The organism is Kribbella sp. NPDC004138 (assembly GCF_053603655.1).
This window is the reverse complement of record NZ_JBSGFZ010000010.1, coordinates 138951-153626: the sequence shown is the minus strand read 5'-3', so window position 1 is coordinate 153626 and position 14676 is coordinate 138951. Positions and strand designations below refer to the sequence as shown.

10 protein-coding genes are annotated in these 14676 nt (G+C 69.5%); 6 read left to right on the top strand and 4 right to left on the bottom strand.

Going from position 1 to position 14676, the window contains the following annotated elements:
• Nucleotides 1-10: 10 nt before the first annotated feature.
• Nucleotides 11-3181 carry an ATP-binding protein gene (locus tag ACWEOO_RS16520; protein WP_452143682.1) on the top strand — a complete coding sequence of 1057 codons (3171 nt, stop codon included), beginning with the start codon at nucleotides 11-13 and terminating at the stop codon, nucleotides 3179-3181.
• A 105-nt stretch (nucleotides 3182-3286) separates the two neighbouring features.
• Nucleotides 3287-4693 (top strand): FAD-binding oxidoreductase, encoded by a 1407-nt coding sequence (locus ACWEOO_RS16515; protein WP_452143681.1) that lies wholly within the window; start codon nucleotides 3287-3289, stop codon nucleotides 4691-4693.
• Here the strand turns inward: ACWEOO_RS16515 and ACWEOO_RS16510 are convergent.
• From ACWEOO_RS16510 to ACWEOO_RS16495, 4 genes are all read right to left on the bottom strand, one after another.
• The gene (locus ACWEOO_RS16510) at nucleotides 4690-7413 is read right to left on the bottom strand and encodes an AAA family ATPase (RefSeq protein ID WP_452143680.1); all 2724 of its coding nucleotides are present in this window, start codon (nucleotides 7411-7413) and stop codon (nucleotides 4690-4692) included. The two genes, ACWEOO_RS16515 and ACWEOO_RS16510, sit on opposite strands and share 4 nt — an antisense overlap.
• 111 nt (nucleotides 7414-7524) lie before the next feature.
• Nucleotides 7525-9852: a hypothetical protein gene (locus ACWEOO_RS16505; RefSeq protein ID WP_452143679.1), complete on the bottom strand. Its 2328-nt coding sequence runs from the start codon at nucleotides 9850-9852 to the stop codon at nucleotides 7525-7527.
• 113 nt (nucleotides 9853-9965) lie between these two features.
• Nucleotides 9966-10934: a hypothetical protein gene (locus tag ACWEOO_RS16500; RefSeq protein WP_452143678.1), complete on the bottom strand. Its 969-nt coding sequence runs from the start codon at nucleotides 10932-10934 to the stop codon at nucleotides 9966-9968.
• Between the two features lie 2 nt (nucleotides 10935-10936).
• Nucleotides 10937-11338, bottom strand: a complete 402-nt coding sequence (locus ACWEOO_RS16495; protein WP_452143677.1) for a hypothetical protein — start codon at nucleotides 11336-11338, stop codon at nucleotides 10937-10939.
• 201 nt (nucleotides 11339-11539) lie between these two features.
• On the opposite strand from ACWEOO_RS16495, the gene ACWEOO_RS16490 reads away from it, so the two are divergent.
• The 4 genes from ACWEOO_RS16490 (at nucleotide 11540) to ACWEOO_RS16475 (ending at nucleotide 14666) form a co-directional block, all read left to right on the top strand.
• Nucleotides 11540-12118: a hypothetical protein gene (locus ACWEOO_RS16490; RefSeq protein WP_452143676.1), complete on the top strand. Its 579-nt coding sequence runs from the start codon at nucleotides 11540-11542 to the stop codon at nucleotides 12116-12118.
• 112 nt (nucleotides 12119-12230) lie between these two features.
• Entirely contained in the window at nucleotides 12231-12677 is a 447-nt protein-coding gene (locus ACWEOO_RS16485) for a MarR family winged helix-turn-helix transcriptional regulator (RefSeq protein WP_452143675.1), read from the top strand.
• Nucleotides 12674-13888: an MFS transporter gene (locus ACWEOO_RS16480; protein ID WP_452143674.1), complete on the top strand. Its 1215-nt coding sequence runs from the start codon at nucleotides 12674-12676 to the stop codon at nucleotides 13886-13888. The genes ACWEOO_RS16485 and ACWEOO_RS16480 overlap by 4 nt, the downstream gene beginning before the upstream one ends.
• 250 nt (nucleotides 13889-14138) lie before the next feature.
• Entirely contained in the window at nucleotides 14139-14666 is a 528-nt protein-coding gene (locus ACWEOO_RS16475) for a TetR/AcrR family transcriptional regulator (protein WP_452143673.1), read from the top strand.
• Nucleotides 14667-14676: the final 10 nt, after the last annotated feature.

Sequence of the window (14676 nt, the reverse complement as noted above, 5' to 3'; positions counted from 1 at the left end):
GGAGGGCGTTGTGTGGATTCGGTTGCTCGGCGGATTCGGCGTGGAGCGGGCGGGCGTGCCCCTGGACAGCGGGGGCTGGCGGTTGCGGAAGGCCCGGACGCTCGTGAAGATCCTGGCGCTCGCCCGCGAGCAGCGGTTGCACCGGGACGCACTGGTCGAGGCGCTGTGGCCGGATCGGCCCCCGGCGTCCGCGATGAACAACCTGCACCAAGCGTTGCACGTCGCTCGGCGGGTGCTCGCCGGTGACGAGTCGAGCACCGGTTGGCTGGAGCTGCGCGACGACGTCATCGCGCTGCGATCGGACGGACTCGTCGAGGTCGACGTGCGAACTTTCGAACGACTGGCGGCCGCGGGCCGAACCAGTGGCGACCTCGCCGAGCTTCGGGCGGCAGTTGCCGCCTACACCGGCGATCTGCTGCCCGAGGACCGGTTCGAGGACTGGGCCGCGCGGCCGCGGGAAGAACTGCGGGAGGCCTTCTGCGATCTGCTCGTCGACTTCGCGGACGCGGCCGCGGCGAGCAGTTCCGAGGTGGAGGCGCTCGATGCGCTGCAGCGCGCACTCGCCATCGACCCGCTGCACGAGCACGGCGTTCGAAGCCTGATGCGGCGGCATGCGGCTACGGGCCGGCTGTCAGAGGCGCTGGCGCAGTACGAACGGCTGCGCGGTGACCTGCGTACGACGTACGGCTCCGACCCTGATCCGGAGACGCAGCGGCTGTACCGCGACCTGCTTGCCGGGAGCACGGAGGAGCCCGTCACGACGCCCCGGCACAACCTCGCGCCGGGGCTGACGAGCTTCGTCGGCCGCGAGCGCGAGATCGCGGATGTCCATCGCCTGCTCGAGCGCGGCAGGCTGGTCACGCTCACCGGGGTCGGCGGTGCCGGCAAGACGCGGCTGGCGGAGGAGGCCGCGCGCAGACTGCTCGACTCGTACGCGGACGGGATCTGGATCGCGGACCTGGTACCGGTGGCGGATCCGCACCTGGTCGCCGACACCGTTGCCGCCGCACTGGGGCTGGATCCGGCGGCCGGCTCGGATTCCCTGCGGACCTTGCTCACCCGCCTCGCCCCTCGCAATCTGCTGCTGGTGCTCGACAACTGCGAACATCTGCTCGCCGCCTGTTCCGGACTGGCGGGCGCTCTGCTGCGCGGTTGCCCCGGAGTCAGCGTGCTGGCGACAAGCCGGGAACCTCTGCACGCCGAGGGCGAGGTGACCTTCCGGGTGCCCTCACTCGAACTGCCCGAGGCCGGCGACGCCGCGGACGTGGCCCGCCTCGGGACGTTGGCTTCGGCGCGACTGTTCGTCGAGCGAGCCCAGGCCGTACGCCCCGGCTTCGTCCTCGACGCGGACAACGCCACGGCCGTGGTGGAGATCTGTCGCTGCCTCGACGGAATCCCGCTCGCGCTCGAACTGGCGGCTGCTCGTGCCTCGCACCTGGAGCCGGCGGAGATCGCGGAGCGCTTGAGTGACGCGCTGGCGCTGCTCGGCCGACCGGGTGAGCTCACTCGGCACGCGACGCTGCGAGCCGCGCTCGAGTGGAGTCATGCCTTGCTGTCGAACGACGAGCAGGTACTGCTGCGCCGGCTCGCGGTCTTCGCCGGCAGCTTCGCGCTCCCTTCGGCGGAGCGCGTGTGCGCGGACGAGCGCCTTCCGGCGACGGACGTGCTGGACTGCCTCGGCCGCCTGGTCGACAAGTCCCTGCTGCTGGTCGATCATGACGGTCCTCGCTCGCGCTATCGCCTCCTGGAGACCATTCAGCAGTTCGCCCGGGAGCGGCTCGTTGCCGCCCGGGAGGTCGATCAGCTGGAGACCGCACACTGCCGGCACTTCCTGGAACTGACCCTGAACCAGGACCCGGAACGCGCCGGCGTCGTCGTCGAACGTCCACAGCTGCTCGATCTCGATCACGACAACCTCCGTGCCGCGCTCGGATGGGCGCTCCGCAACGATCGCGAGCGGGCCTTGCTGCTCGGCGTGAACCTGGCTCAGTACTGGCTGGCGCGGGGACACTTCGCCGAGGGAGCGGGCTGGCTCGAACGCATTCTCGCGGTGGCCGTCGAACCGTCCCGGGAACGGGCGCGGGCGATCTTCGCACTCGCGGTCCTCGACGCCCGGAGCGGTTTGAGCGACAGATTGCCGGGCCTCGGAGACCAGGCCGTTGCGGTCGCCGAACAGTCCGGCGATCCCACCGACGTCGTGTACACGGGGGTACTGCGCGGCACACTGCTGCTGGGTAGCGGCGACCTCGACGAGATCGAACAGACCGCCGCGCAGGCGCTCGTACAGGCCGACGCCCTCGGATCCGCACCAGTCGCCGCCACCGCCCAAGGGCTGGCCGCGATGGTCGCGTTGTTCCGTGAGGACGTCGTGCCCGCGCAACAACGATTCGCTGAATGCCTGCGGCGACTGGAGCTGATCGATACGACGGCTGCGCCCTTCTTCCCGGCGGTGACGATGTGTCTGCCCCTCGCGCCGGTCGGCGGGGCGATGGTCCCGGTGTTCGAGGAGACGTTCCTGCTCGGCCGCCGGGTCGGTGCCGTGCGGGCCCGCGGCTACGCCCTGTCCGCGTACGCCGACGCGCAGCGGCTGGCGGGCGACCTGGACGGCGCGCTCGACGCCGTACGACGCTCGGTCGACACGTTCGCCGGAATCGGCGACGGGGCCGGGCTCGGCCATGCACTCAACCACCAGGGCTGCATCGAACGCGACCTGGGACTGTTCGAACCGGCCGAGCAGCATCTTCGTGACGCGTTGCGGATTCGTGAGCAGCTCGGCGACAGGCGTGGTGAGAATCTGACGCTGGCCAACCTCGGACTGCTGGCCGCGGCGGCCGGTGACCCCAGAGCCGGACGACGCCTCGCACGGATCTCCCTCGACCGCGGCGACGCGGTCGACGACCGGCCGGCGGCCGCGGGCGCGTTGCTGAACCTGGTCGTTGTCGAGCTCTTCGCCGGCGAACGTCGCGCCGCTCGAGTGCTGTCCGAACAGGTCGTCGAGGCCTTCCGGCCGCAGGGCTACTTGCGACTCGAGGCCTGGGGCCGGCTGGTCGCCGCCGAGCTGGCCGCGGACGACGGTGACGCTCAGGCAGCCGACGGACACCTCCGAGTGGCATCCGAGCTCTTCGGGAAGCTGGGTTGCCGCATCGGCACCGCCCGCGTCGCCGCCCTGTTGCATGGCTGACAGCACGCGCTGATAGCCGGCTAAGCCACGCTAAGTCGTTGCGAAGGCGGCCTTCCTAGCGTCGTTCCCGTCCAGGAGAGCCTGGTAGGACAACTAGGAGCGGAAATGACCACAACGCAAGCCCGGCAGGACGCACTCGGGGAGGCCACGCTCGGTGAGTTCGCCGAGGGACTTCGTGGCGAGCTGATCCGGCCGACCGATCCGTCGTACGACGAGGCGCGGTCGATCTGGAACGCCGCGCATGACAAGAATCCCGCGCTGATCGTGCGCTGCCGCGGCGTGGCCGACGTCATCAGGGCGGTGGAGTTCGCGCGGAGCGAGGGGTTGGCGCCGGCCGTGCGGGGCGGCGGGCACAGCATCCCCGGCTTCTCCACGACCGACGGCGGCCTGGTGATCGACCTGTCGCCGATGAACGCCGTACGGATCGACCCGGACCGGCGCCGGATCGTCGCGCAGGGCGGGTGCGTGTGGGGAGACGTCGACGCGGAGGCGCAGGCCTTCGGGCTCGCGGTCACGGGCGGTCTGGTGTCGACGACAGGGGTCGCCGGCTTCACGCTGGGCGGTGGGATCGGCTGGCTGGTCCGCCGCGCCGGACTCGCGTGCGACAACCTCGTCGGGGCCGATGTCGTCACGGCGGACGGCCGGTACCTGCACACGAGTACGGACGAGAATCCGGAACTGCTCTGGGCGTTGCGGGGTGGCGGCGGCAACTTCGGAGTGGTCACATCGTTCGAGTTCACGGCCCACGAGGTCGGTCCGACGGTTCACGCCGGCCTGGTCTTCTACCCGGGCGACCAGGTGGCCGAGGTACTGCGCGGCTTCGGTGCGGCGGCGGGATCCGCACCGGACGAGTTGTCGCTGGCACTCAACCTGACCACCGCGCCACCGCTGCCGTTCCTGCCGGCGGAGGTGCACGGCAAGCCGATCGTCGCCGTACTCGGCATGTATTCGGGGCGAACCGAGGACGGGGACGCGGCGACGAGGCCCTTCCGTGAGCTGGCGCCGGTGGTGGCCGACCTGTTCGGACCGATGCCGTACACCGCGATGCAGACGCTGCTCGATCCGCTGTTCCCGCGCGGCATGCGGAACTACTTCCGCTCGGCCTTCTTCCACGATCTCGGGCCGACGACTGTCGACGCGCTCGTCACGGCGCACGCCCAGGTGCCGAACGGCGTCTCCGAACTCCACATCCACCATCTCGGCGGCGCGATGGGCCGGGTGCCGGCGGACGCCACCGCGTTCGGCACGCGGGACCGCGAGTACATCCTCAACGTCGTCGCCAGGACGCCGGATGCGAACGGGTACGACGAGGCGGTCCGGTGGGCTCGCTCGTCCGCGGCAGCGCTCGGCCCGGACTCGGCGTCGTACGTGAACTTCACCGGCGAGACGAACGAGGAGATCGTCCGGGCGTCCTACCCGACGGCAACCTACGACCGGCTCGTTGCCGTGAAGAACACCTACGACCCCACGAATCTGTTCCACCTGAACCAGAACATCCCCCCGAGTGGCTAGCGAGGTGTGCGGAGGTCCCGCCGGGAGCTGACGCCGAGCTTGGCGAAGATGTTGCGCAGGTGGTACTCGACCGTCTTCGGCGTCACGTGCAGCCGGTCGGCGATCTCGCGGTTGGTGAGACTCCGGTTGACCAGGTCGACGACCTTCTGCTCCCGCTCGGTCAGTCCGGTCGCGCCGCTACCGGTCAGCCCGGCAAGCTGGGTCGCCGCCCGGAGACGGTAGGGCGAGGCGCCCAGCGCTGTGAAGCAGGCCTCGGCCGCCGTCAGCCAGTGGGTGGCCGAGGTGGTCTTTCCGAGTGAGAGCAACTGGAGGCCGTGGGTATGGAAGAGCCGGCCGTCGGCCAGTCGCGGGCGTGCCTCGACGAGGGTGGCCAGGTAGTCGTCTGTGCGTTCGACAGCCTCGAAAACCTTGCCCTCGGCCTCCAACTGGCGAGCGGACAGCCGGGCGACCGTGCTGCCCATGATGTCCATCCCCCGAGCTCTGGTCCGCAGACTCGACAACTGCTGGGCTGCCTCGGCAAGTTGCCCGCTGTGCTGCAGGGCGTCGACCAGCAGCGGGCCCCACCACAAGCTCCACCACTCGTGCAGTCCGTCGCCGGGTGATCGCAGGCCGGGCACCGAGTCAAGGGCACGCAGGATGCCGTCGTTGTCGTCTCGCGCCTGGCAGAGCAGGCCGGCCGCGATCGCGGCGTACCGGAGGTCTTGTGGACCGCCGATGCGCTGGGCGGCCGTTGCGGCCCGGCGTACCAGATCTTCGGCGATCTGCCAGTGGCCGCGGGCCGAGGGAACCAGGGAAGTCGCCAGGTAGCGCAGTACCTCGTTCATCAACGGCTCGTCGTCATCGGCGAGCAGCGAGGCGCCCCGCATGGTCTGCACGCTCTCGTCCCAGTCGCCGCACTGATACTGCACCGCGGCGAGATAGCAGTGCGGCTGAACCCCGGACAGCATCGGTACGCCGGTCAGCTGGCGCCTGACCACCTCGGCAAGGTCCGCGCGTGCCTCGTCGGCCAAGCCCAGCTGGGCCCTGATCGCGCCGCGGCATGCCAGCGACTCCAGCTCGTGGTTGGCGACGTCCGAGGCGTGCCCGGACAGGAACGCGAGCTCGCCCAGTCCGGCGGCCAGCCCGTCACGCCGTACGCGCAGTACCGCCAGCAGGCACTGCATGTAGTCGCGCTGGGGAGACGGTACGCCGCACGCCTGGAGGGTGACGCCCGCATAGCGCAACGACTCGTCGAGGTCGCCACGCCAGGCGCAGATGGTGGCCAGACCGGAAGCGGCCGAACCACGGATCCAGCAGGGCATCCCCGCGCTGCCGGCGACTTCGTAGGCCTCCGTCAGGTGTTGCTCGGCCAGACCGCGCTCACCGACCAGGTAGAGCTCGCACAGCCCCAGCGCCAGCGATCGCAGGGCGGAATCGGGGCAGCGAACGGCCCGCTCGTAGTCCTTCCTGGCCCGGCCGCGGGTCGCGCTGAACATCAGGTGGATCATCGAGGTGAGGAAAAGCCGCTCACGCTGCCGGCGGCAAGAAGTCACATCGGCTGCCCAGCTCAGCAGGGTGGCCGAGGTGCCGTAATGGCCCTGCTCGGCTTCGTGGCCGGCGGCCTGCTCGAGCTCGGCCGCCAGCGCGGGGTCAGGCGAGCTCAACGCCGCGACTCGGTGCCGCCAGGCGAGCATGTGGTCCACAGTCGCCGCGGCGCGCTGGTGCAGCCGGTACCGGCGGACCGGATCGAGTGCGGCATAGATCGTCTCGCGTTGCAGGTCGTGGCTGATAGCGACCGGGCAGGCAGGCTCTGCCGGGTACCAGGTGGCCAGGCCGGCCTCGATCGCCGGGCCGAGTGCCTCGGGCGCGGCATCGAGACCGGCGACTTCCGCGACCTGGGCGAGAGCGGGACGGCCGCCCAGGACCGCGAGTGCTTCGAGCAGCGAGCGTGACGCCTCCGGGAGCTTGTCCAGCGCGCGCTGGACTGCGGAGCTGACCGACGGCGGCACGGCCAGCCACCAGTCGGAGGTGGTGAAGCGTTGCGAGAAGAGCTCGGTCAGCAGCGTGTGCAGGAGCAGCGGGTGACCACCGGTGTAGGAGTGCAGTCGCCGAGCGGCACCGGTCGGCAGCCGGGTGCCGCAGACCGTTCGGGCCAGGTCGGCGACATCGACCAGCTCCAGCCCGGTCAGCTCCAGCCGTAGATCGGTGGGGATCCCGTGGACCAACTGCTCGACCTCCGGCTCGGCGGAGCGCCCGGCGAGGACCACCAGGAGCTGTTCGGACCACATCCGGCGGAGCAGGTAGCGCAACGTCTGCTGGGAGGCCCGGTCGGACCACTGCAGGTCGTCGACGACCAGCGCGATCGGTGATCGCTGCTGCAACTCACCGATCAGGTCGAGGAACTGGCTGCCGACCGCGATCGGGTTGGCCTCCGGGGGAAGACCGGCACCCAGCGACGGCGTCCGGAGCCGGAGGTCGGCGGGCACCCGGGTCAGCAACTGGTCGACCACCCCCAGCTGCAGCATCTGCTCGGCCGGGTCGCCCGTCGCGACCAGGACGGCGAAGTCCGGCAGGGTGGCGACGAACCGGCGGATCAGCCCCGACTTGCCGATTCCCGCGGCTCCGCGCAGCACGGCGGTCTGGTGCTGGCCAGCGCGCACCTTGGCGGCCAGCTCTCCGAGCTTGGCGAGTTCCGTGGCCCGTCCGACGAAGTCGTGCTCCGTGGCAGAACCGGAACTCATAGGCGCCTCGACTCCAGGAGGGCGACCTTGATCGATCGCCGCGACGGCCGGACCGGAGGGTCAATCGCTTGCTGCGATTATCCGGACCGGCCGTCACGACGGCGCCCGCGATCAGCCAGAAGTTACGGAGCTGTGATCACGGACCGTGATCGGTTCGGTGGTCGGAGTAGCCGGGTTGAAGGAGGCGTCCGAGACCGAGTAGCACAGCTTCCACGGCTCGGACCGCGCGTCGATCATCTCCAGCAGGTGCTGCTGCTGAACCCGCTCGTCGTGGTTGGCCGGCCAGTCCTCGGTGATGAGTCCCTTGCGCAGGTCGGAGGCCCATTGAGAACTCTCCTTCAGCAGGTAGACGCGATAGCTGTAGCTGGTGAACGCGTCGGGCGCCTCGGAGTTGCCCCGCAGCCAGACCTCGCTGCCGACCGAGATGCCGTTGGCGTCCTTGCTGGTCCAGCTCATCTCCAGCTCCGTCTTGAGCCCGCCGCCGATCGACGCCTCGGCCTTGTTGCCGAACAGCTCGGCCTCCGCCCCGGCGCTGAGCAGCAGGTCCAGTCCGGCCTTGAAGCCGTGCTTGATGCTGCGGGTGTCGGTCGTCGCGAAGGTCGCAACGGTCTTGGTGTCGTAACCCCAGGCGCCGGTCAGGTACCCGGTACCGTCGCCGAGGTCGATCTTGGAGTCGTGTTCGAGCGCCTTGTGCTCGTCCTGGGTCAGCACGTAGCTGGACAGCCGGCCGGGGATCGGGTCGATCGACGGGTTCATCAGGTACGGCACCGCTTCGAGCGAGACGTTGGTCGGGTCGATCTCGGTGCTCGTGAGCGAGCCGTCCGCCACGTTGCCCTGGTGGTCCAGGTAGGAGTACTGGTAGGCGGTCCAGTCGGCGGTCTGGAAGACCAGTACGCCGGCCGGCTGGACGGCGTACCGGTTGCCGTCCGATCCGTCGCCCTCGATCTCGGAGCCGGCCGTGATGGTCGCGACGGACTGTTGGGTGGTGGTGCGGCTGTAGGCACCCTTGTACGCGGCTTGCAGGGAGAACTCGGCCTTCGCCCAGGCCTTGGCGCTGAGGGCGAACGCGTTGAAGCCGAGGGTGCCCTTGACCGACCCGGTCACCACGGTGCCGACCGACCAGCTGATGTCGAACCCGTCCTCCTCGGTCCGTGAACCCGCGAACACGGACTGGGAGTAGCCGGGGCCGTTGAAGTAGCGCAGCGGGTCCCACTTGTCCTTCATGTTGAGGTTCTCGTTCGGGATCGGTGGCGGGCCCTCGATGATGCCGACCAGCAGTTGCTTGCCCGGCACCACCGGGCGGGCCGTGCGGGTCAGCTTGCGCCACAACTGGGTGGACCAGATCTCGTTGATCTGGCCGTTCCAGTTGTAGAAGAGCAGGCCGGCGTACATCGGGATCGCGGCATCGGTGCGAGCCGGGTTGAGCTTGCCGGGCGACTCCTCGACGGGCTCCGAGCGGATCACCAGCTGCGAGGCGTTGCCGCCGTAGTGGATGTGCTTGTTCTTGCCCTTGCTCAGCTGGTTGATGACGGCCAGCGAGTCGGCCAGATCCCAGCCCTGCAACCAGTACTGCGGTACGACGTCGTTGGCCGGGTTGTCGGGGTCGGTGTAGCCGAGCAGCCCGGCGTTGGTGTTCGTGTACCACTGCGCCTTGCCCTGCTCGTCGATGTAGTAGGCCAGCGCGGTGTTGTCCGGCAGGACCTGGATCTTGGGGAAGCTGATCTCTTTGCCGGTCCAGTGCTGCAGGTGCTCGGTCAGCGGGCCGACCGTCAGGGCATCGCCGATCGGTGCCAGCCAGCAGCCCAGCCGCCAGGTGTCGCGATCCTTGCGTTTGGCGATCAGCACCAGGGTGGGATCGCCGTCACCCGCCGGCAGGATCACGTCGCAGCACACCTCGCAGCCGTCCTCGTCGAGGCTCCCGGCGCCGGAGTCCGTCGAGAGCGGCAACGGGACGGTGGAAACCCGCACGCCTTTCATCCAGGTCTGCTGGGCGAGCGCGGTCCACGGGATGGCGACGATCCGCAGCGCGGCCTGCTCGTTCGGTGCGGCGCCGACGAGCAGCAGGCCGTCGGCGAGCGCGACCAGGCCGAAGGTCCGCCGTACCTGGATCGGGTTCTCGCCGAGTGTCAACTGCCGGACGGAGAGCTTGCCGTCCAGCCCGTCGGGATGACCGTCCTCGGCGTACCAGATGTTGTCGGTCCGCGGCTGGCGGTAGAAGACGTGCCGGACCTGGTCCATCCCCTCGGCGCGGTTGACCGCGACCTGGACCGGACGAGAGGAGTCCGGCGTGGCATGGTCGGTGGTGAGCTTCGTCCGGACGCCCTTGCCGCCGTCCTCCTTGCCGTTGGCGTGGTAGCGCCACAGGCACCCCTCCCCGCAGATGTAGCCGTAGATCGCTCCGTCGGGCATCGTCACGGCGCTCACGTTCGAAACGGGCATTCGGACCACCACTTCCGTTGTCGGTACTGGTGTTCTTCACGGTCCGCGATCGCGCCGTCACCCGCCCTAGGGTGTGTCCCTAGGGCGGTCCCCAGGTCCCTGATTCAGGTGGTTCAAGGCCGGCGCTCGGGACCCACGGGCCGCACGGGCCGCCGAGTGCCGGAGTACGGCGGGCCGCCGCGGGCCGAGTAGCTGCCCCAGCCGGACGTCGCCCGACCGGGCGACGCGACACCGCCGAACGACACGCTCCTGGCGAAGTACTGCCCGGCGACGGCCCGGCCCTCCTCGAACGCCTTCTGGCCGATCGCGCAGGACCGGCTGAAGATCAGGTGGGACCCGAGGCCGGACAGGTCGGGGAGCTTCCCGAAGTGATTCCACATCGCGTTCGTGATCCGGCGCTCGGCGATCCCGCGCTCCTGGGCGAAGCGCGGGTCGCCGAGGCCGTAACGGTCGGCGATGACGCCGGTCGCGACGGCCCACTTGCCGGTCGCGTTGACGATCGCCATCCGCCGCAGCATCTCGAGACGATCGGCGTTGTCGAGCCCGCCGAGTTCGTAGGCCAGCGTCTCGGCCGCGGGAGTGAACCGCTCGTAGGCGGGGAACCCGACCACGTTCTTGATCCCCGGGGCCACGAGATCGAGCTGGAACTCGTCGACGTAATCGTCCAAGGTCTCGTGGCCGTAGCTCTCGGTCACGCCTTCCTCGAGCGCCCGCACCGCCGCGATGCGGAAGTCCTGTTCCGCGTCCGCGTGCTCGGTGCCGCGTCCGGCGAGCAGGTGCAGGTTCTCGTGGTACACCACGGCGAGCGCCTCTCGGTACCGCAACAACGTCGCATCGTCCTGCAACTGCCCGGCATGCAGGAACATCTGCCGCAGCGGCCGCAGGACCCGCTCCTCGTCGTACCGGATGACGTGATCCCAGCCCGCCGAGCCGAGCACCCGCAGGCCGTCGTCGGTCAGCTTGTAGGGCTGCACCTCCCACGTCCCGTTCCAGCTCGAGTGGTCGGCGCCGCTGACGTTCACCGCGCCCACGTGCTGCAGCCGCATGAACTCGTCGAACGTGGCGGGTTGTCGCAGTGGCATCCTCAATCGCCGACGTCCGCTCGCCAGCTGCTCGCGAGCTGGGCCAACGGCTCGTTCAACGCGAGGAGGGCGTGCTGCTCGAACTCGTCGCGCGTCTCGCGCGAGACGGCCGTGATGCCACGGATCCCCTGCTCGAGCCGGGCCACCCGCTCGCGCGCGTCGCCCGCGTCCAGCTCCGCCTCGGCGGCGATCCGTTGGGCACGCTCCATCCGCTCCCGGGCGTCGGGCGACAACTGCGCCGCCCACCGCTCGATCAGGAACTCCGCGGTCTGCCGCAGCCGTGCGTCCTCGATCTCCGGTACGACGCCACGCAGCGCCGTGAGCGCTTCAGCTGCGTCGACGGCACCGAGCCGCCAGCCGCGCTGCGCCGCCTTGTAGCGCTCGAGGAATTCGTCGTACGGCACGCCGTCACTGTAATTCAATCTGGCCGGACCGGTTGGTCAAGGTGCCGCTCCACCGGATGCCGGAGTGACAGGACGTCGCGCGCCGGCCGCGGGCGTACCGTGGTGGAGGTGGGTGGTCTTGGGGGTGGGGATTCGGGACCTGTTCGGGGGGAGCCGCGGTGGCCGAGTGTGGCTGCCGTGGTGCTGGCGATGGTGTTGACGTTGGTTCGGCCCAGGGACCTACGGCTGCTGCCGGCGTGGGTGCTACCGGTGGTCGAGGTCCTGCTGCTGACGGTCCTGATCGTGCGGGATCCGGGGCGGATCGACAAACGGTCGGCGTTCTTGCGTGGAGCGTCGATCACCGTCGTGACGCTGCTCGTGCTGGACGCACTGGTGGCGACCGTACGGCTGATCGCAGCGCTCATCCATGGCGGGTCGATCACCAACTCACCGACCAAGCTGCTCGCCGCCGGTGCCGTCGTGTGGTTGTCGAACCTGCTCTCGTTCGCGCTGCTGTACTGGGAACTCGACGCCGGCGGCGCCGCCAACCGCGCCCATCGGATGCCGCAGTACCTCGACCTCGCCTTCACGCAGCAGGTCAGCCCGGAGCTCGCCCGGCCGAACTGGCGCCCGGGCTTCGGCGACTACCTCTACCTGTCGCTGACCACCTCCATCGCCTTCAGCCCCACCGACGTGATGCCGCTCGCGCTGTGGGCCAAGCTGGCCATGGGCCTGCAGTCGATGATCGCGCTGGCCGTCGTGGGCCTCGTGGTGGCCCGAGCCGTCAACGTCTTCACCTGAGCCGGGGGTAGGGCGGCCGACAGCTCGGAGCTGGCGAATCCCGACAACAGGCGCGGCGTGATCTCGTTCACTTCCGTGGAGATGCATAGCATTGCTATGTATATTTGCGGTTGTGACAACACGAGATCTGACCGGCCTCGGGGAAGACCTGGTGGTGGCGACGACGCGGCTGTCGCGGCTCGCCACCCGGAACGTGAACACGCTGCCGCACGCCGCGATGCGGGTGCTCGGGCGGCTGGACGAGCTCGGGCAGGCGCGGATCAGTGAACTGGCCAAGGCCGATCGGTGTTCGCAGCCGACCATGTCCAACCTGGTGCAGCGGCTCGAGGACCAGGGGTGGGTGCGGCGCGCCCAGGACCCGTCCGACTCGCGCGCCAGCCTGATCAGCCTCACCGACGCCGGCCTCGCCGAGCTGCGCAGTGCGCGGCGGCAGGCCGGAGCCGCGCTGGCCGCACACCTGCGCCAGCTCCCCGCCGACGACCTCACCACCCTGGAGGCCGCCGTCGCCATCGTCCACAAGCTCCTCACCCTCGAACCTTCGGAGGCCACGCCCCGGTGAGCACGTCGTCGTTCCTGAAGCAGCCCAAGTCCGTCTGGGCGGTCGCGTTCGCCTGCGTGATCGCGTTCATGGGCATCGGCCTGGTGGATCCGATCCTCAAGCCGATCGCCGAACAGCTGCACGCGAGCCCGTCCCAGGTCTCGCTGCTGTTCACCAGCTACATGGCGGTCATCGGTGTCGCGATGCTGATCACCGGCGCGGTCTCCAGCCGGATCGGCGCCAAGCGCACCCTGCTCATCGGCCTGGCGATCATCGTCGTCTTCAGCGCACTGGCCGGGCTGTCCAACAGCATCGGCGCGATCGTCGCGTTTCGGGCCGGCTGGGGACTGGGCAACGCGCTGTTCATCGCGACCGCGCTCGCCACGATCGTGAACTCCGCGGCCGGCTCGGTCGCCGAGGCGATCATCCTCTACGAGGCCGCGCTCGGCGTCGGCATCGCGGCCGGCCCGCTGGTCGGCGGCGAACTGGGCACGATCTCCTGGCGCGGCCCGTTCTTCGGCGTCGCGGTCCTGATGACGATCGCGCTCGCCGCGACCGCTTTCCTGCTGCCCGCATCGCCGCCGGAGGCACGGCGTACGTCGGTCGTCGAGCCGTTGAAGGCACTGCGCCACCGGTCACTGGCAACTGTCGCGGTCACCGCACTGCTGTACAACTTCGGGTTCTTCACGCTGCTCGCCTTCACCCCGTTCCCGCTGGCGATGTCGGCGCGCGAGATCGGGCTGATCTTCTTCGGCTGGGGTATCTGCCTGGCGTTCACGTCGGTGTTCGTCGCGCCGCGGCTGCAGCGCCGGTTCGGCACCCTTCCGGTGGCGATGACCGTGCTGCTGCTGTTCGCCGCCGATCTCGCGGTGATGGGCGTGTACGCGCACCACAAGCCGGTGCTCGCGGCCGGCGTCATCGTGGCGGGCCTGTTCCTGGGTATCAACAACACGCTGATCACCGAGGCCGTGATGGCCGCCGCTCCGGTCGAGCGCGGTACGGCGTCCGCGGCGTACTCCTTCGTCCGCTTCTCCGGCGGCGCGGTCGCTCCTTGGCTGGCCGGCAAGCTCGGCGAGGAGTTCAACATCCAGCTCCCGTTCTACGTCGGCGCCGTCGCCGTTCTGCTCGCCGTCGCCGTCCTCGCGACCGGCTGGAAGCCCCTGTCCCACCTCCGCGTCCCCACCACCCACTCGAAGTCGGAAGCCGAAGCCCTCACCGCCGCCGACGCCTGACCCTTCAACCCGACCCCGCCGGAGCCTTCTTCCGGCGGGGTCGTCATGTTGAACGCAGATGGTCGGTGCCGCAGGTGATGCCGTCGTGCGCACGTCGACAGGAGGTATCGGGTCCTCAGGTAGTGCACCTGAGCGTGAACCTGCCCGCGCGTACAGCGTCTCACCGGTGCACTACCTGTCGACCTTGCACGCCCCGCGTGGCTGGCCAAGCGTCGCGAGAACATACCAAACGGTATGGTATGGTTTTCCGGTGTTGAGTCGTACCGAGTGGTTGGATGCCGGGCTCGAGTTGCTGGCGGCCGAGGGGGCGCCGGCGGTGACCATCGAGCGGCTGACCAGTGCGCTGGGGGTGACGAAGGGGTCGTACTACCACCACTTCAAAGGCGCTTCCGGATACAAGGCGGCGTTGCTGGAGCACTTCGAGGCGCAGTACACGACCCGGCTGATCGACACCGTCGAAGGCGATCGTGATGACGGAGAGAAGCTTCGGCATCTGCTGCGGCTGGTGCTGGCTGATCCGGACAGTGCTGCGCTCGAGATCGCCGTCCGGGCGTGGGCACTGCAGGATCCTGAGGTTCGGGCTGCACAAGAGCGGGTGGACAAGGCGCGGACGGCGTACCTGGAGAAGGTGTGCCGGGGGCTGGGCATGGACGTCGACCCGGATCGGTTCGCGCAGCTGCTGTACCTGATTCTGATCGGCACCGAACAGGTGGTGCCGCCGGTCGGGAAGCAGGACCTGCGGGAGATCTACGACCTGGTCCTCCGCCTCATCGACTAGAGGAGTGCAC